This is a genomic window from Flavobacterium sp. P1_E4, from assembly GCF_056405915.1.
Genome location: NZ_JBFUBE010000005.1, coordinates 29,909 through 48,983, shown reverse-complemented (window position 1 = coordinate 48,983; position 19,075 = coordinate 29,909). Strand labels below are relative to the sequence as shown.

General features: G+C 34.5%; 18 protein-coding genes and 1 pseudogene. 11 read left to right on the top strand and 8 right to left on the bottom strand.

Annotated features, from left to right (window positions below; all coding sequences use genetic code 11):
- Positions 1–3: 3 nt before the first annotated feature.
- The 4 genes from AC1DY0_RS06745 to AC1DY0_RS06730 all read right to left on the bottom strand — a co-directional run bounded on the left by AC1DY0_RS06745 (position 4) and on the right by AC1DY0_RS06730 (position 4,230).
- Complete coding sequence (locus tag AC1DY0_RS06745; protein WP_477187872.1) at positions 4–1,158, bottom strand: Gfo/Idh/MocA family protein; 1,155 nt, start codon at positions 1,156–1,158, stop codon at positions 4–6.
- A 17-nt stretch (positions 1,159–1,175) separates the two neighbouring features.
- Positions 1,176–2,879: a GMC oxidoreductase gene (locus AC1DY0_RS06740; protein ID WP_477187871.1), complete on the bottom strand. Its 1,704-nt coding sequence runs from the start codon at positions 2,877–2,879 to the stop codon at positions 1,176–1,178.
- 48 nt (positions 2,880–2,927) lie between these two features.
- The gene (locus AC1DY0_RS06735) at positions 2,928–3,488 is read right to left on the bottom strand and encodes a gluconate 2-dehydrogenase subunit 3 family protein (protein ID WP_477187870.1); all 561 of its coding nucleotides are present in this window, start codon (positions 3,486–3,488) and stop codon (positions 2,928–2,930) included.
- A gap of 334 nt (positions 3,489–3,822) precedes the next feature.
- Entirely contained in the window at positions 3,823–4,230 is a 408-nt protein-coding gene (locus AC1DY0_RS06730; protein WP_477187869.1) for a glyoxalase, read from the bottom strand.
- A gap of 73 nt (positions 4,231–4,303) precedes the next feature.
- On the opposite strand from AC1DY0_RS06730, the gene AC1DY0_RS06725 reads away from it, so the two are divergent.
- The gene (locus tag AC1DY0_RS06725) at positions 4,304–4,690 is read left to right on the top strand and encodes an acyl-CoA thioesterase (RefSeq protein ID WP_477187868.1); all 387 of its coding nucleotides are present in this window, start codon (positions 4,304–4,306) and stop codon (positions 4,688–4,690) included.
- A 128-nt stretch (positions 4,691–4,818) separates the two neighbouring features.
- Here the strand turns inward: AC1DY0_RS06725 and AC1DY0_RS06720 are convergent, their stop codons facing one another.
- Positions 4,819–6,075: a mechanosensitive ion channel family protein gene (locus tag AC1DY0_RS06720; protein ID WP_477187867.1), complete on the bottom strand. Its 1,257-nt coding sequence runs from the start codon at positions 6,073–6,075 to the stop codon at positions 4,819–4,821.
- A 4-nt stretch (positions 6,076–6,079) separates the two neighbouring features.
- A complete protein-coding gene (locus AC1DY0_RS06715) occupies positions 6,080–6,355 on the bottom strand; it encodes a DUF3817 domain-containing protein (protein WP_477187866.1) in 276 nt (91 codons plus the stop codon).
- Positions 6,356–6,460: 105 nt separating this feature from the next.
- On the opposite strand from AC1DY0_RS06715, the gene AC1DY0_RS06710 reads away from it, so the two are divergent.
- The 9 genes from AC1DY0_RS06710 (at position 6,461) to AC1DY0_RS06670 (ending at position 16,387) form a co-directional block, all read left to right on the top strand.
- Positions 6,461–6,988, top strand: a complete 528-nt coding sequence (locus AC1DY0_RS06710; RefSeq protein ID WP_477187865.1) for a DUF6155 family protein — start codon at positions 6,461–6,463, stop codon at positions 6,986–6,988.
- Between the two features lie 110 nt (positions 6,989–7,098).
- On the top strand, positions 7,099–8,637 hold the full coding sequence (locus AC1DY0_RS06705) for a DEAD/DEAH box helicase (RefSeq protein WP_477187864.1): 1,539 nt from the start codon (positions 7,099–7,101) through the stop codon (positions 8,635–8,637).
- Between the two features lie 203 nt (positions 8,638–8,840).
- The gene (locus AC1DY0_RS06700) at positions 8,841–10,175 is read left to right on the top strand and encodes a DEAD/DEAH box helicase (protein ID WP_477187863.1); all 1,335 of its coding nucleotides are present in this window, start codon (positions 8,841–8,843) and stop codon (positions 10,173–10,175) included.
- A 259-nt stretch (positions 10,176–10,434) separates the two neighbouring features.
- Positions 10,435–11,706 carry an NAD(P)/FAD-dependent oxidoreductase gene (locus AC1DY0_RS06695; RefSeq protein WP_477187862.1) on the top strand — a complete coding sequence of 424 codons (1,272 nt, stop codon included), beginning with the start codon at positions 10,435–10,437 and terminating at the stop codon, positions 11,704–11,706.
- Between the two features lie 438 nt (positions 11,707–12,144).
- Positions 12,145–12,930, top strand: coding sequence for a hypothetical protein (locus AC1DY0_RS06690; protein WP_477187861.1), 786 nt, complete (start codon positions 12,145–12,147; stop codon positions 12,928–12,930).
- Between the two features lie 144 nt (positions 12,931–13,074).
- Positions 13,075–13,791, top strand: coding sequence for a hypothetical protein (locus AC1DY0_RS06685; protein WP_477187860.1), 717 nt, complete (start codon positions 13,075–13,077; stop codon positions 13,789–13,791).
- Between the two features lie 108 nt (positions 13,792–13,899).
- Positions 13,900–14,283, top strand: a complete 384-nt coding sequence (locus tag AC1DY0_RS06680; protein ID WP_477187859.1) for a hypothetical protein — start codon at positions 13,900–13,902, stop codon at positions 14,281–14,283.
- 49 nt (positions 14,284–14,332) lie between these two features.
- A complete protein-coding gene (locus tag AC1DY0_RS06675) occupies positions 14,333–15,436 on the top strand; it encodes a S41 family peptidase (protein ID WP_477187858.1) in 1,104 nt (367 codons plus the stop codon).
- A gap of 174 nt (positions 15,437–15,610) precedes the next feature.
- Positions 15,611–16,387 (top strand): hypothetical protein, encoded by a 777-nt coding sequence (locus AC1DY0_RS06670; protein ID WP_477187857.1) that lies wholly within the window; start codon positions 15,611–15,613, stop codon positions 16,385–16,387.
- Positions 16,388–16,464: 77 nt separating this feature from the next.
- Here AC1DY0_RS06670 and AC1DY0_RS06665 read toward each other — a convergent pair.
- Positions 16,465–16,752 (bottom strand): annotated as a pseudogene (locus tag AC1DY0_RS06665) (hypothetical protein); the annotation flags it as partial.
- A 330-nt stretch (positions 16,753–17,082) separates the two neighbouring features.
- Here AC1DY0_RS06665 and AC1DY0_RS06660 point away from each other — a divergent pair.
- Positions 17,083–17,499 carry a hypothetical protein gene (locus AC1DY0_RS06660; RefSeq protein ID WP_477187856.1) on the top strand — a complete coding sequence of 139 codons (417 nt, stop codon included), beginning with the start codon at positions 17,083–17,085 and terminating at the stop codon, positions 17,497–17,499.
- A 184-nt stretch (positions 17,500–17,683) separates the two neighbouring features.
- On the opposite strand, the gene AC1DY0_RS06655 is transcribed toward AC1DY0_RS06660, so the two are convergent.
- Positions 17,684–18,988 carry a rhamnogalacturonan acetylesterase gene (locus AC1DY0_RS06655; RefSeq protein ID WP_477187855.1) on the bottom strand — a complete coding sequence of 435 codons (1,305 nt, stop codon included), beginning with the start codon at positions 18,986–18,988 and terminating at the stop codon, positions 17,684–17,686.
- Between the last annotated feature and the right edge of the window lie 87 nt (positions 18,989–19,075).

Genomic DNA, 19,075 nt, shown 5'->3' with positions numbered 1-19,075 from the left:
GATTTAAATTTTAAATTCAGTCCATTTTTGAGTTGATTTCCCCGAAGCGATTACATTTTCTATAAAAGCCATTCCTCGAACACCATCTTTTGCTGTTGGAAAATCAAGCATATTTGCAGTTGGTTCTTTACCTTCTAATTTCGATTGTAAAGTCAAAGCAAAGTTTTTGTATAAATTCCCAAAAGCTTCCAGATATCCTTCTGGATGTCCGCTTGGAATTCGGGTATTGAAAGCTGCTATCTGTGATAAATATCCGTTTCCGGTGCGATACAATTGAGTAGGGGAGTCTAGCCACTTTACAACCAAAGTATTTGGTTCCATCTGATGCCACTCTAGACCTCCTTTTTCCCCATATACTTTAATTTTTAAGCTATTTTCTTCTCCAGCAGCAATTTGGCTCGCCACCAAAATTCCATTGGCACCATTATCAAATTTAAGCAATACGTTTCCGTCATCGTCCAATCTTCTGTTGGCAACGACAGTATTAATATCCGCACAAAGTTGTGTGATTTTTAATCCTGAAATATATTCTGCTAAATGGGCAGCATGAGTTCCAATGTCTCCCATACAACCACTAATACCACTCTTTGATGGATCTGTTCTCCAAGCAGCTTGTTTGTTTCCACCTTTTTCAAAATCAGTGCTTAACCAGCCTTGTGGATATTCAACCATTATTTTTCGAATGGCTCCAAAATTATTTTCAGCCACCATGTATCGGGCCTGCTTTACCATCGGATAGCCAGCGTAAGTATGTGTCAAACACAAGTAAAGTCCAGTTTCTTTAACTTTTTGTTCCAATAATTTAGCTTCAGCCAAAGTCAAAGTCATTGGTTTGTCCAAAACAACATGGAAACCATTTTCCAATGCTAACATTGCTGGAGCAAAATGGGCATGATTTGGAGTCACTATAGAAACAAAATCCATTCTTTCTTCAAGAGGTAACTTTGCTTCGGTCTCAATCATTTGGACATAGGAACCATAACATTTATCTTCTGCCAAACCTAATTCTTTACCAGATTCAAGGGATAACTCAGGATTGGAACTAAAAGCACCACAATGCAATTCAATTAATCCATCCATGTTGGCTGCGATGCGATGAACTGCTCCGATAAAAGCATTTTTGCCACCGCCAATCATTCCCATTTTTAATTTTCTCATAATTAAACAATCCTAATCTAGATATTTTTTTTCTTTAATTCTTTTACAGCATAATCACAAGCTCTGGCGGTTAGAGCCATGAAAGTCAATGATGGATTTTGACAAGCAATGGATGGCATACAAGAACCATCGGTAACAAATACATTGCTCACTTCATGCATTTGATTCCATTTATTCAATACAGATTCTTTTGGATCGTTCCCCATACGGGCTGTACCCATTTCGTGAATAGCCATTCCAGGAAAACATCCATTGTCATAGGTTTTTACGTTTTTTACACCGGCGGCTTCCAACATTTCGGCGGCATCATACATCATATCCTCACGCATTTTGGCCTCGTTTTCTTTGTATTCACAGTCGATAGCCAATACAGGTTGTCCCCATTTATCTTTTTTAGAGTGGTCGATGTATACTTTGTTTTCATAGTAAGGAAGCATTTCTCCAAAACCTCCTAATCCCATTGTCCATGAGTCAGCTGGTCTTGACATTGTTTCTTTGAAATCACCACCAAAGGCTAATTCGGCCACTTCTTTATGCCAACTACCTCTACTGGCTCCACCTTGATAACCAAAACCACGTAAATAGTCACGCTTGTCATTATTGAAATTTTGATATCTTGGAATATAAATACCATTGGCTCTTCTACCATAAGTATATTTGTCTTCAAAACCTTCGGCGCTTCCTTCAGCACCGCATCTAAAGTGATGATCCATTAAGTTATGTCCCAAATGTCCGCTACCATTACCCAAACCATTTGGATGAGCTTCAGAAGTTGAATTCAATAAAATAAAGGTTGACCCTAAGGTTGATCCATTTACAAAAACAATTTTTGCATAAAACTCCATAGTTTCATTCGTTTCGGCATCAATAACCATTACCCCTTTGGCTTTTTTAGTGTCTTTGTCATAAATGATATGATTGACAATAGAGTAGGGGCGAACAGTTAATCTTTTGGTAGCCATAGCAGCCGGTAAAGTAGAAGACTGTGTACTAAAATAGGCGCCAAATGGACAACCTCTACTGCACAAATTTCTATATTGGCAACTGCCTCTTCCTAAATGAGGCTGAGTTAGATTTGCAGTTCGTCCAATTGTCATAATTCTGGACTTATTATAATGCTTTTCAATACGGTCTTTTACCGATTTTTCAACGCAATTCATATCCATGGGAGGCAAAAATTGACCGTCTGGAAGCAAAGGCCAATTTTCATTTTGACCGCTTATTCCGGCAAATTTTTCTGCATAGTCATACCACGGTGCAATATCTTTATATCGAATCGGCCAGTCATTTCCATGACCATCTCTGGCGTTATCTTCAAAATTATGATCACTAAAACGATAACTCTGACGTCCCCACATTAAAGATTTCCCACCAACATGATAACCTCTATACCAATCAAAACGCTTGTCTTCTGTATAAGGACATTCTAAATCGTTTACCCACCAGCTTTCATTAGCCTGGCTATAAGGATAATCTCTGGTTTGTACAGGATGTGTTCGCTTTTGTTCCTCTGTCATTTTTCCAGCATATGGTATTTCCCAAGGAGCTTTCATAGCCGACTCATAATCTTTAATGTGTTCGATGTTCTGACCACGTTCTAACATCAGGACTTTTAATCCTTTTTCAGTTAATTCTTTGGCTGCCCATCCACCACTTATTCCTGAACCTATAACAATTGCGTCATAAGTATTTTGCTTCTTTAGATCAGTATTTATATTCACGAGTCTCTTTTTAGTAATTAATAAATTTTAATAGCAAGCTCTTCAATATTATGTCGCCCAAGCTTTCTGACCGGGTTTGTATTCGGCGCTGCCATCATATTTTCCTGGTATCGGCAAATATTCTCTGGCCATTGTACAACCAATTTCTGAAGAAAAATAACCTAATATGGTTAAATCTCTAGCAATCATAAAGAAAGAAGGTTCCTTATTATTATCGATAGCCTGCTGTTTTAATTCATTCATAAGCAGAATTTTTTCATCTGTATTGAGACTCAAGAATTCTTTGTTGAATTTAGATTTGCATTTGGCTAACATATCATCAAATCCACTCTTAAAGATTTGTTGTAGATTTGGAGGATAACAATCTTTTATAACTAATGGTATAAAAGTACCCACACCTGCTTCTTTTGCTCCTGGAGATGCTGCAGTTGTCGGTAAAATAATTTCTGAAAATTCGGCTAAAATTTCTTCATCCGTAGCTGAAAAGGAATAAGTATTCTTTTCTGGATCATATACCGTAAAACTTTCAAATAAAACACCCATTGTTGTGGCAGAAATTGCGCCTCCCATCAAATAAGCTATCTTTTTTAGTGCTTCTCTTCTTTCCATTTGCGAAATATTAAAAATATTACCTAATAATTATCAATAATGCAATTATCAATACATTACAATAATAAGCAAAAAATAGACATATTAATTATAAATACGTTAATTAAATAGTATAAATTAATAATTCACAATATTAAAACGTTTTAGCAAATAATATTTAAAAATATCAAGCGACAAGCGATAAGAAGTAAGAAAAAATGCAAAATTTTAAGAATGTATTTTTTTTAAAAATATAAAAATAAAAGAGGTAAAAGTTTTTTTATACTATAAAAATCTTATTAAAAAAAATTATTTTAGTCAAAAACAAGCTTCATTGCGTTATAACAACACAATACTAAGTTATTTGATTCTCTGCATCAAACAATTGAACTTGACTTTTCAATCTATCAATCAATAAATTCATCATTCGTTTATTCAGACTAGAAGAGTTCTGAATATAAAGAGCATACTCATCAGTCGTAAACAATGCGATAATCATTCCTTTTAAAGCATTTCGGAACTTAATATCTTTCTGAATCGCATTTTCTATAATAGACAATTTGTTTTCAACAGTTTTAGTGTAGAAATCTCTTTTGTATTTACTGATGTAATTTAAAAAAGAAGCAATAAACAAATCGTTCTGTAATTTCAAAATAGGCCTAAGCACCTCATTTTGAAATAATTCATCTGAAGACGACTGATTACTCACATTTCCCAATGATTCTCCTCGAATTTCTCTGATTAATTGATCTCTCTGATTCATCTTTCTTTTTTCTTTAAAAATATAAAAATTACTGTTAGCAATATCTTATTTTAGCATTATTAAATAAAAAATTATGCGATTTCATACTAGAAAATGGGTAAAACCAGAAGATTTAAACCCTAACGGGACATTATTTGGTGGAAAATTATTGGCTTGGATTGACGAAGAGCTGGCTTTATATACCATTATTCAATTAGAAAATTCCAGAATTGTTACCAAACACATGTCTGAAATCAACTTTAGAAGTTCTGCCAGACAAGGTGATATCATCGAAATTGGAATTGACGTTGTGAAATTTGGCCGTAGTTCGATTGAATTAATATGTGAAGCCAGAAATATGATGACGCGAGAAACAATCATTACTATAGACAGTACTACAATGGTAAATCTAGGAGATGACGGGAAACCAAAAGCGCACGGAAAAACCGAAATTGAGTACGTAAAAGACAGGATAGCCTAAAAGAGAGACTAAGTTTCTGAGTCTTTATTAATTTCAATCATTAAAAAATCTGCTTAAATCTGTTGAATTTGAATGCAATGCAATTCAACAGATTTAAGCAGATTATATTTTTTTAATTCGGTCTTATCTTAAGGCTTTACTACATTTTCGGAAGGCATTACAAAAATTTCCAAATCAAAGTAGGAAACCGAAGCAATAATATGGTCAAATATATCGGCCATAATGTATTCGTAATTCTCAAAACGTTTGTCTTTTGAAAAGGCATAAATTTCAAGAGGAACACCATAAGGTGTAGGCTGCAATTGTCGGCAAAGCATCAACATATCTCTGTTCAATCCAGGATATTGATGTAGGTATTGGATAATATATTTTCTGAACAACCCCAAATTAGTCAGGTTTCGACCGTTTAGAGCCAAACTTTTATCAACTTTATGTCCGCGATTGTAGTTGTCAATTTCGGTTTTTCGAGTATCTATATAAGTACTCAAAAGATCAATCTTCTTTAAATCATCAAGCTCATGATCTTCTAGAAACCTGATACTGCTCGCTTTTATAATTATATGTCTCTTGATTCGTCTTCCGTCAGAATTAAGCATTCCTCTCCAGTTTTGAAAAGAGTCAGAACTCAAACTATAAGTTGGAATCGTAGTTGTGGTATTGTCGAAATTTCGAACTTTTACAGTGGCCAGATTGATTTCTATCACATCACCATCGGCGCCATAACGGTCCATAGTAATCCAGTCACCAATACGCACCATGTCATTTATCGCAACTTGAACACTTGCCACAAAACCCAAAATAGTATCTCTAAAAATTAAGATGATTACTGCCGAAACTGCTCCCAAAATAGTCAGCAATTCCTTTTGATCAATATCAAACAATTTTGAAATAATCAGCGCAATTCCAAACATCCACAGCACAATCATTATAACCTGAATGAAACTGTCAATTGGTTTGTCGCTGTACCTTGGCATCAATTTTAAATAATCACGTAGGGAATTAAAAATGGTTCGGATTATCCATAAAATCAGTAAAACGATATAAACCCCAACCGCTTTACCAAAAATGCTTTCCCAGTATTCAAACTTATCCAAAATCACTGGAACAGATCTAAACACAAAAAACAACGGAACCAAATAAGCAATATACTTAGCCGTTTTATTGGTTACCAATAAATCATCAAACTTAGTTTTGGTTCTTTGGGCTACAATAGCCATGATGGTTACCAATATAAATCGGAAAACCACATACAATCCATACGCCAAAAAACAAAGCAAAATAATATTGAAAAACAAACTCAAATAAGTCGACACAGACCTGCTCATTCCCCAATGTCTGAAAATAGGGTAGAGGAATTCAAAAATGAGTTGAATGAGTTTGTTCATAATTTTACAAATATTTTTTTTCTATATAAAAGGTACCAAACGGAACTAATGAAGCAATTAGTATAACACCGAAAACTTTAAAATTCCAATTTTGAACCTTTTTCAACAAAAAAGCCAATAAAACGTAACCAATAAATAATACACCATGAGTCATTCCCAATGGACGTAATATAGTATGATAAAGTTCGGGGTTGTTTATTTTAATAAAAAGCATATTCGAAAATAAAACCAAATAAGAGATGCCTTCTAAAATGGCAGTAACTTTGAAAATTTTAAGCATTTGTAGTTGTTTTTGCAATTATAAGGGGCAAAATTAGTCAATATCAATCATTATTGGTGTATTCATTAGAAAACTAAATTACTTTTGTATTCTTAAACTTTGAAAATGAGCAAGCGCGATTTAAAAAAATATTTGAATGAACTCAATAAAGAGCAATTAGAAGAGCAAATTCTTGAATTGTATGAAAAGTTCGCTCCGATAAAAGTCTATTACAATTTCGTATTCAATCCAAAAGAAGAAACACTATTACAGGAATGCAAACTCAAAATCTCTCATGAATATTTTCCACTGCAAACAAAAGGCAAAAGAAAAAAACCAAAAATGAGGCGCTCGGTAGCTCAAAAATATATCAAGCATTTTATTTTATTGGGTGTAGATCCTTTTGTCATTGCCGATGTAATGCTATATAACATCGAAATTGCCCAGACTTTCTCTGCAGAAAACATCGTAAAACAGGAATTGTTTTACAAAAGCATGTTGAATTCTTTCGAACAAGCCTTAAAATTCATTATTTCAAATGGAATTATCAACGAATTTAAAAGCAGATTAATTGCCATTTGCGAGGAAGCATCAGACCAAAAATGGATGAATACCGCTGATTTCAAAACAAATATTGAACTTTTAGACAACTAAAAAGAGCCGTTTGTAACCGATTTTAATTAATCCGTCCTATATATTTTAAAAAAAAATTGACCGAATAACTGTTTTTTAGGCGTATTTTTGCAAAAATTGAAAAATATACAATGCATCAAGAGAGTTTAGAAATTGAAATCGAAGCCAAAAAAGAACTTTACGCTTACCAACAAGGAGACATTGACGCCATATTTGAGCGTATAGACAATGCACCTGGACAACACCATTTATTATACCAATTGCCTACTGGTGGAGGAAAAACTGTGATTTTTTCTGAAATCGTTCGCCGTTATTTGTCACAACACAACAAAAAAGTGGTAGTGTTAACTCACCGTATCGAGTTGTGTAAGCAAACTTCAAAAATGTTAAAAGGTTTTGATGTAAAAAACAAAATCATCAACAGTAAAGTAAAAGAACTTCCGGACCAAAATGACTATTCTTGTTTTGTGGCTATGGTTGAGACATTGAAAAACCGTATCAATGACGAAAAACTACATTTAGACAATATTGGTTTAGTGATTATCGATGAGGCGCATTACAATTCCTTCCGAAAATTATTGAAATCTTTCAAAAATGCATTCATCCTTGGAGTAACAGCTACTCCTTTGAGTTCAAACATAAAATTACCAATGCACCAAAGCTATGATGAACTAATCGTGGGTGACACCATTAGCTCATTAATAGAAAACGGTTTCTTGGCAAAAGCCGTTACCTATAGTTATGACGTTGGATTAACATCTTTAAAAGTAGGTATCAACGGAGATTACACCGTAAAATCTTCAGATGATTTATACACCAATATGGCGATGCAGGAAAAATTACTGCACGCTTATACTGAAAAATCATTAGGCAAAAAAACCCTGATTTTCAACAACGGAATCAACACATCATTATATGTGTATGAAACTTTTAGAGAAGCAGGATACGGAATTCGCCACTTGGATAACACCAGCAGCAACGAAGAACGAAAAGAAATTCTACATTGGTTCAAGCACACTCCGGATGCGATTCTAACTTCGGTGGGGATCCTTACAACCGGATTTGACGAACCAACCGTTGAAACCATTATATTGAACAGAGCAACAAAATCGTTGACCTTATATTTCCAAATGATAGGTCGTGGTTCTCGAAAACTGCCTAACAAAGATGAATTTTCAGTTATCGATTTAGGAAATAATGCAGCTCGTTTCGGACTGTGGAGTGACCCTGTAAACTGGCAGCACATCTTTAAATCCCCTGAGTTTTACTTAGAGAATTTAAGGGATGACAGCGAAATCGAATTGCATTTCAAATATGCTATGCCACCAGAATTGCGTGCCAAGTTCAGTAAAACTGCCGATGTAACTTTTGATGTAGATGAAGAGCACAAACTCGCTATAGCTCAGAACTTAAGGTCCAAAGTAGTTCTTGAAAAATCGATTGACCAACACGCTGCAATGTGTGTGGACAATACCGAAGAATTACAGGAAGCCAAAGCGCTTTCTAAAGAATTGGAAGCCGATATCGAATACCGCGTAAAACGTTTTTCAAAATGCCTTAGCCAATGCAGTAAAAACTACAGAGAATGGCTAATGGATGATTACAAATTAAAAATGACTTTATTAATCGGTAAAAAATACCGTGAAAAAGTCATGAACGAACTCGATTAATAAAAAATCAAATTTCAACATAGAGACGCAATACAATGTGTCTCTATTTTGATTTATATAAATAATTTTCAGGAGCTATTTCCCGCTATCCGTTGCAATCTTTTCTTTTTTTAAAGAAAAAAAAGAAAAGGATTTCCACTGCTATCGGGGCTAAAACAACATTCTGCTATTCAAGAGCATTTTACAATTAAAAAACAAAAAGCATGTCAACACAATTCTCAGATTTAGGAGTTTCAAAAGGTACACTAAAAGCGATTACCGAAATGGGAATTGTAACCCCAACCGAAATTCAGCAAAAAACCATTCCGCTATTGTTAGCAAACACTACCGATATCGTGGGACTTGCCAAAACAGGAACGGGAAAAACCGCTGCTTTTGGATTGCCATTATTGCAATTGATAGACACCAATGTTGCTGCTGTACAAGCCGTAATCCTTGTACCTACAAGAGAATTGGGACAACAAATTTTCAATAATCTGGAAAGTTACGCCAAATACCTTCCTGAAGTTTCAATAGCTGCCGTTTGTGGAGGTATTCCAATCAAGCCACAAATCGAACGTTTAAAAACACCAACACATATTGTCGTGGCAACACCGGGTCGTTTGATCGATTTGTTGCAACGCAAAGCCATAAGCCTAAAGGAAACCAAATTCCTCGTTCTCGACGAAGCCGATGAAATGGTTTCTATCCTTAAAGAAGCTTTGGACGAAATCATAACCGAATTACCCAAAACATACAGAACCTTTTTGTTTTCGGCGACTATGCCAGGGACAATTAAACAGTTAATCCAGAATTACCTAAACAAAAACGTAGTGACGGTAAGCGCCAGTATGGAAACTGTCGGTAATCAAGGCATTGATCATAATTATATTGTTGTAGATCCTATAGAAAAACTGGATGTTTTAATGCATTTCCTGAATTCTAAAGATGGCGAGCGCGGTATTATCTTTTGTAAAACCAAAGCTGCCGTTAATAAACTGGCCAAAAACCTGGCTATCAACAGATTTTCATCAGGAGCATTACACGGAAGTTTGTCACAGGGAATCCGTGACCGAATTATGGAGCAATTTCGTGAAGGTCACATCAATATTTTGGTGGCAACCGATTTAGCCGCAAGGGGAATTGACGTAAAAGAAATCTCTTATGTAGTCAATTATCACTTACCAGATGTCTATGAAGTGTACGTTCACCGTAGCGGAAGAACAGCTAGGGCAGGGGCCAAAGGTCTTTCTCTAACTGTATTGCAACCCGAAGAAGTGGCTGAAATTGCCGATTTCGAAAGAGAATTGGGAATCCAGTTTACCAAATACAAAAAACCGTCTGTTGCGAGTATTGAAGAAAACAACACACTTTTATGGGCGAAGCAAATCTTTAAAACAAAACCCAATCACGATGTTGACGCCGAATTAAAAACAAAAATAAAAACCATTTTTCATCATCTTACCAAAGACGAATTGATAGAAAAATTGTTAGCTAATTATTTGTTGCAAAACAAAACTGAAATAGCAGAAAAGCCTGTTAAAAAATTCAAAAACTAATATTTGCTCCTAATATATATTGTACTTTTATGGTCATAGCAAGTTATTAGTGACTAGTAATAAGTGATTAGCCTAATCTAATTAAGTTAAGCTTTATCTTTTCCTCGCAAAGACGCGAAGACGCAAAGTTTAGAACCGATTTCTTTGCGACTTCGCGCCTTTGCGAGAGTTATTTTAAAAAAGACTTAGCAAGAATTCTTTAGCTTAATGACATTTACCATTTACTAACAGCTATTTACTAATAAAAATAAAAGCCAATATGCAAATAGTAATAATAGGCGGAGGTTTCGCTGGAATTAATTTAGCCAAAGAACTCACCAACCACAAAGGAATTGAAGTAACCCTTGTTGACAAAAACAATTATAATTTCTTTCCGCCACTCATCTATCAGGTTGCCACAGGCTTTTTGGAACCTTCGAGCATCAGTTATCCTTTCCGAAAGTTTTTTGCAGGCAAAAAGAATCTGCAGTTTCGCTTGGGCGAATTACTTAAAGTAATTCCTGGCGAAAACAAAATCATCCTCAATAACGGCGAATTGCAGTATGACTGCTTAGTTTTTGCAACGGGAGCCGAAACCAGTTATTTCGGAATGGAAAATGTCAAGAAAAATGCCATTCCGATGAAAACCCTCAATGATGCCATTGAAATGCGCAATGCCTTATTGAAAAATCTGGAAAAAGCCGCCATTTGCAAAGACATTCACGAGCGCAGAAAACATTTAACCATTGTAGTTGTTGGAGGAGGCCCAACAGGAGTGGAAGTTTCCGGAATGTTTGCCGAAATGCGAAAAAACATTTTACTCAAAGAATATCCTGAATTGCAAACCTCCGCCAGTAATATATATTTGATCGATGGGGGAGATGCCTTGTTATCGCCTATGAGTTTGGAGTCACAAGCGGATACGCTCAAAGCAGTGACACAACTTGGAGTCGTTGTCAAACTAAACACCCGAGTGGTGGATTACAAAGACGATACCGTTTTCCTAGGCGACGGCAAAACCATACAAACCAAAAACTTAATTTGGGCGGCAGGAGTTTCAGCACGGGAATTTGAAGGAATTCCAGCAGAAAGCTACGGTCGTGGCAAACGAATGGCTACTGATGAATTCAACAAAGTAAATGTTACCAATAACATCTATGCCATTGGCGATACCTGCATCCAACTCAATGATGTAGATTTCCCGGGAGGTCACCCGCAAGTGGCGCAAGTGGCAATTCAACAAGGAATAAACCTTGCCGAGAACTTCAAATTAATGGTTCTAAACAAGCCGTTAAAACCTTTTAAATACAATGACAAAGGCTCAATGGCTATCATAGGAAAAAACAAAGCCGTTGTCGATTTACCAAAACCAAAAATGCATTTCAATGGCTTTTTCGCTTGGATGATTTGGTTATTCGTACACTTAATGTCGTTGATAACCTACCGCAATAGAATCAATACCTTTTACCATTGGATGATTGCTTATTTCTCAAAAGACCAATCGCTACGAATGATTATCAGACCGGAGAAGAGAACGAAAGGGGAGGTGTAGCTCAATGCTATTAGTGAAACTTTGTTTATGAAAAACACAATATAGATCAGTAAAATACTTGTGGTGTAGCATTTACCCACAATATTGTCATTTCGACGAAGGAGGAATCTCCGCAAGTAACTCCGCAATCCAAATAAAAAAAGAGTCTCTTTGTCGAATAGTATTGCGGAGATTTCTCCTCCGTCGAAATGACAAGTTTGGGGATAATAGGAACTTAAAAACGTTACTATTAGAGCTACATTTAGAAAAACCTTGCAACAAGTTCTAAACTTAATGACATTGGGCGTAGCCTCAAATAGTTTTTCATTCAGACTATAATTTCTGATTAAAAAACTATATATTTGAGAAATACAAAGTAAAACAAACCTTCGTATAATATACCCATTTTGGGTTTATTTGCGAAGGTTTGTTTCGTGTATTAACTAGTTGGCAGGCATTATGAAAAAAACGACAATAATCATATTAATTTTTATAGCCCAATTTTCTTTTTCTCAAAATTTTGAAAAAGAGAAGTCTAAACTCGTTGGATATAAATCGTTCGAAATAAAAAATCTAGATAGTTACAAAAGTTCTTGGTCACAAATCAATTATTTGATTAATGGAATCATAAATCAAAATGAACATTATTTTGAAGGTAAGTTAAGGTCTAAACAATATTTTATCTATGATAAATTTGGAAATGAGATTTATGAAGTGCAAACTTTTGACAGTAATATTGGAACAAAAAATGATACAATCCAAAACAATAAATTAATATACAATTCAAAAGGTTTCTTAAGTCAAATAGACTATCATTCTGGAAATATCGAAAAGTATTCAGATTTTACCGAAACTGGTAAACCTAGATTAATTGAGTCATTTATCCCCAAAAATGATTCATTAATTTTGTGGCCATCTAAGAAAATTATTATTTACGATGGAAACGGAAACATTGAAAAAGAAATGATATATGTATTTTCATATTCGCAAGAAAACAGTCGTACTAAAACAGATATACAAATTGAAACAAATCACTATAAATACGATAAATTCAATAATATAATTGAGATTAAAAGGGAAAATGAACCGAATATTAAGTTTCCAATAATTATGACCGGAGGAAGGCCACAATACGAAATTGAAAAATTTAGGTATGTATACAATAGTGACGGATTGTGGACTAAAATGTTTTGGATAGTTGATGGCAAAGAAAAATTAATCAAAAAAAGGAAATTAATAAAATAACGCCTGCCAACACACGCTACAAGCAATTTGGGTATTAGGCTTAATTTGAAATTGGTTTTGTATTTGGAAGATTTGGCAAATCCGAAGAATGGGCTTACTTTAGTCCTAAACTGCTTCTAACGCGAGAACGTTAGCCGACATATTATGAAAAAACTGCTAAAAACAACCTTTTTACTATCATTCCTAATTCTTTTTACGAATTGTGAAAAGAAAATAGATAATTGTGAAAAAAAAATAGATGAAGTAGAATTTGAAAAAAATGTATTGACAGAAGTATTTTCGAAAATAGTTGACTCAATTTGTCTTGATAGCAGAAAAATGGATCCTCCACCAAAATTCGGAATTGAAACTTGGAAAAAAGGAATTATAATAAAAGTTGACACTTCAAAAGCCACGAATAAAGAAAGAATTACTTATCATAATTGGAAGAAAGAGCAAAAAAGAGTTGACAATGATACCTCTAAAATAATAATTGGTTTTGACCAATACATATTAAATTATGGAGAAAGAAGAGTGAATATCGAATCAAAATTATTGAATTCTAATTTCAGTAATTTTAAATTTGACTATTCAAAAATCAAACTAAATAATAAATTTAAAATAAAAAATATCACTGAATTTCCAAAAGTAGAAAAGCTATTATTAGCTCATAAAGTTTTGTTATATGAGCAAAAATATAATTTTGTGTTTTCGGGTTTTCTCGAAATTTCAAGAATAAAATTCGACAAAAACAAAAAAGGCGGAGTTTTAGAAGCTAGTTTTGCTTATTGCGGAACATGCGGAAGAGGATATCGAATTTATATTAAAGAAATTAACGGAAAGTGGATAATCGAAAAAATGGAAGATACTTGGATTTCGTAAAAAATACCCCCGGCTAGCGCGAGCGTCACGCTCGTGTACGTTTTGATGTCTCGCTGTAGTACCAAAACTTAGCTAAATTTGCAAAGAACTCCAGAAACCTTAACTACAATGATAAAATACTTACTATGCTGGTTTCCTATGGTTCTGCTTGCAATTTTAAATGGAGCTGCTAGAGATTTATGGTATAAAAAATACATAAGTGAATTAGCGGCACATCAAATTTCAACATTTTCCTTAATTATTCTAATTGGAATCTATAGTTGTTTAGTCATAAAATGGTTACCTCCAAATACGGCAAAACAAGCATTAATAATAGGAATTGTTTGGTCAATCTTGACTTTGTTTTTTGAGTTTGGCTTTGGAATTATACGTGGAATTTCTTGGAAACAATTGTTACATGCTTATAATTTTACTGAAGGCCAAATTTGTATTCTTATACCGATTTGGTTGGCAATAGCTCCTTATATTGCTTTCAAAGTTATTTCAAAATAATTTCGAAGAACGACTATAGCTGACAGATTTCAGTATCAACAAACAACTTATGAAAAAGATAGCTTACCTAATTGTATCAATTTTTATTGCAAATAATGTTTTGGCTCAAAATCCGATATCATATCCCAAAGATACTGTCGGACTTTCTAAAACAGAATTAAACTTTGAAATCCTTTGGCATACTTTCGAAGACAATTATGCTTTTTTTACTCTTCGAAATATAAATTGGCAGGACACATACAAAAAATACCGCCCATTGGTCAATTCAAAAACCACCAATGATTCTCTATATACATATTTTTCAAGAATGTTGGCACCTTTTCAAGACAATCATATAAACGTGATAATTCCAAATGTCAAGCAATTTAAGTCTGTCAAACCATCACAATACACAAACGAATTCCCAACAGATAGCCTGAGAAACGCATTTCTGCAAATGGGAGAGCAAATACTAACAAATAAAGGTTTCAGTCCCATTAAATATTTTGGCCCCGCGAGAAATGGCCTGCCTTTGTTTGCTTATACAACATCAAAAAATAGTGGCTATTTAAGATTTAACCGATGTTTTGTTGACGGTGATGCGGATAATATAAAAGATGCCGAAGTAGCTTCTAAAATACTCGATTCCGTTTTCGAGCACTTTCAAAATGTCAAAAGTCTCATCATAGATGTTAGGGACAATATAGGCGGGAACGATGAATTTGCATATGAGGTTGCCGGACGATTTACCAATACCAAAATCATCGGAATGTACAAGAAAACCCGTAAAACAGGAAAAGGATACGAAGATTTCGATAATCCCGAAACCTGGTACATTGAACCAAAAGGAAAATTTAAATTCCTCAAGCCCGTTGTAGTTTTGACAAACGATAAGACCGTAAGTGCAGCCGATGTTTTTTCATTAATAATGAAAGAAATCCCCAATGTAAAATTAATCGGGTCAAACAGTCGTGGCATTTATTCAGATATGTATGGTTTCACTTTGCCCAACGGTTGGCTAATATCACTTTCGAACCAGCGATATTATAATAACAAATGGGTATGCTATGAAGCCACCGGAACCCCTGTAAACATTAAGATTCTAAATACTAGCAAAAATTTAGAAGAAAAAATGGATCCTGTTCTGGAAAGGGCAATCGAAGAATTGAAGTGATTTTAAAATAAATACCACATCATAATTGACTAATCCACTTTCTGAAATTTAATTTATCACAAAAAAAGAAAACTTATATTACAAATTATTTTATTTTTTGTAATAAAAATAGTGTAGGTTAAATTTTATAATTTTATTTTTGAAAGATTAATTAACCAATTTAAACTTTTAAAAATGACAACAACATCAGACTTAACAAGCGCGAACTCCGCTAAAAAAAGAATTTCAGTGAGCGAGACAGGTCACGCAAAGAACGTGGCAAACCTTCAGAGTTTAATCGCTTTCGTAACGGCTTACGGGGCAAGTTACAACCCGAGTAAAAACGCATTAAAACTGCCTCAGCTTACAGCACTCGCTACAGCAAGCCAGGCAAGTTTGGGAGATGTGGTAACCAAAAACACCGCATTCAATAATAAAACAAACGAAAGGGGAGAGGCCTTTAGTAATTTAAAACCACTGGCAACCAGAGTGGTAAATGCATTGCAAATCACAGATGCCACAACCAACAAAATAGACGACGCAAAAGGATTTAACCAAAAATTGCAAGGATCTAAATCAAGAAAAATCGAAACGCCAACAGATCCAAATGCCGAAGCTCCAAAAACTATTTCTACAAGTCAGCAATCCTTTGACCTGCAAATACAGCACTGGGCGGGATTAATTTCAGTCCTGCAATCGGAAACCAGTTATGCCCCAAACGAAACCGAATTAAAAGTGGCAACCCTAACCGCAAAACAAACCGACCTGACTGCCAAAAACAACGCCGTTGCAACAGCATATACTGCCGTAAGTAACTCAAGAATCGCTCGCAACACCCTATTTTACAAAGAAGAAACAGGATTACTCGACATTACTGCCGATGTAAAAAAATACATAAAATCAATCTACGGAGCAACATCCCCGCAATTCGCTCAAGTAAAAGGATTGAAATTCGTAAAAAGCATAAAATAAAATCTAAAAATAAAAACAGGACAAGTCTATAAAATTAAACTTGTCCTGTATAACGTCCCCAATTACGGCTATCTGAGTCATTGCGAGGAACGAAGCAATCTCACTACGTATATAACGTCCCAATTTACGGTTCTCGCATTCCCATTTACAGTTCTTGCATTCTCATTTACGGTTCTCGCATTCCCACTTATAGTTCTCGCATTCCCACTTATAGTTCTCGCATTCCCACTTATAGTTCTTGCATTCCCATTTACAGTTCTTGCATTCCCATTTATAGTTCTTGCATTCCCATTTACAGTTCTTGCATTCCCATTTATGATTCTTGCATTCCCATTTACGGTTGTCGCATTCTCATTTATGGTTTTCGCATTCCTACTTACGGATTTAGCATTCCCATTTACGGTCTTAGCATCCTCATTTGCAAATCAAATAACATTCAAGTAGTCATATCACACAATACCAACACCCAATATTGTCATTCCGACAGAGGAGGAAACTCCACAAGAAACTCCGCTATCAAAGTAAAAGAATTGAATACCAAATTTGATAATACCAATATTTTAGGTAAAAAAACAAGAGCCAACATCATTATAAAAAAAAATACAATTAATTAACTTTCAATTAATTATAAAAAATATTCGTAAATTGCTTTATGATTTGAACTAACCTTTTAAAAAATTTAAAAAATCAACATTATGAAAAAGTACATTTTAATATTAGGTCTTATGTTTTCGGTAGCTTCATTTTCACAAAACATTACGTCTAAAATGGAGACTGCAACTCCGGCACAATATGAATTGCTAAAAAAAGCTAATGAATATTATCCAGATATTAGCTTAAGCGATAAAGTTGTCAATTTTTACGTCGATGATAAAATAATTGACACAAAACAAGAATTTGCAACAAAAAACACAGAATTTTCTACTTATAAAGTAAGTATTAGTCCTGATAACAAAAGAATAGTATTCGATTATGAATCAGTGAAAAGTGGAAAAATTTATGGTGCCGTTGTTGTTTTTAAAGGAAAATATGTCAAAACAACTTTAAATGAAAAGACAGGCCAGTATGATGTAATGGTGAATGGTAAATCCGTCTTTTTGGAAAAGTTATAACTCTTTGCTCATAAAGCCCGATAGCGCGGATTTGCCGTCCGTGCCCGCAATCATAAGACGAACATTTTGTATCTCATAAAAGTTATTAATACCATAAAAAAATAAAGCTACTATTACAAGTAGCTTTATTTTTTTTATATAAGATAATTTTTAGGCATTGCAATATGTTTAGAAATCCAAGTTTTTATTCCCCATCGGGTTTGGCAACTTCAATTCGAGCACTCATCGGTAAAGTCCAATCACTTGGTTTGCTTGGGCTTTTAAAAATATAATAAGGAACTCCAGGTTTTATATTTCTAAAAAGATCCATACCTGTATTTTTAATATTCTGTACTATGCATCTAGCCACTTCATTGGCACCAAAATTATTAAAGTGGGTATTATCAGCCAAAGCACCTATTTGTCCAGGGAAGGTGTTGTCTGGATAATAAACGAATGCTTTTTTTGAAAGTTCATTACCCCAGCTTTGGTACAAAGAAGTTGTCATTTTAGTAAGATCTATCAAAGGAACCTGCATCTCTTGAGCCACTTTTCGCATTGCATCTGGAAACTCGCCGTGAGTAGGCTTTAAAGTCCCATTAGGATTAAAATAACGTCTTTGTATTGGAGTTATCAATATTGGAGAACCTCCTTTATTTCTAGTTTTTGTAATAAGATCCTTTAGTAATGCGGTATACACTCCCGAAGCTTCTTTCCCGTCTCCTGTTGCTTTTTCGTCATTGTGGCCAAACTCAATAAAAAGATAATCACCTGGTTCCATCAAGTATAAAATTTTATCTAATCGATATCCGGATGTAAAAGAACGGAGCGTCAAACCTGAACAAGCATAATTGGCCATCACTACATCTGTCGTCAAATAATTTGGAAAAAACTGAGTCCAAGATGCCCACGGCTCCGAATCATGTTCCATAACGGTAGAATCTCCAGCCACATAAATTGTTTTAATTTTTGAAATAGGATAAATTTTGATGCTTTGAACAATTGATGTCCCCAAAAACTCCAAGGTTAATTTATCATCCCAATTCAGCCCCTTAAGTTCAGCAGGTTTAAGTTTAATGGTACTGTTAATATCAAATTTCGCATTTCTGACATTAACTACAAAACGTGCTGTTTTAGTTTCTTTTGCGGCAGTTTTAATTTCTCGCAACATCAATCTTCTGGACTCCGTCTTTACAGTTGTAATTCCGCTGTTGTTTCCGCCCAAAACGACCTCCACGCTATAATTCCCTTCTGGAAGCTTCATCGAAAAATAGAACGAACCCTTAGCCGATATTGATTTTTCGTCAAATGTTACATTTTTATCGGATTGTAAATCAAATCCGTATCCTATAGCATTAGTATAAGCAACAGCTTTACTTATGACTGTACCTGATTTTTTATCAGCATTTGCGCCAAAATTAAATTCTTTAATAGGTGCATTGTCTTGGGCATTGGCACAGAAAAAGTGGGTCATGCATAAAAATAAAAAGATGCTTTTAAAGTGTTTCATAATGTGTGTTTCTTAAAATTCTTCGATATAAACTGATTGCTAATGTACAATGATTGCTCTTATTTTTATGAAATTCGATACTCATTT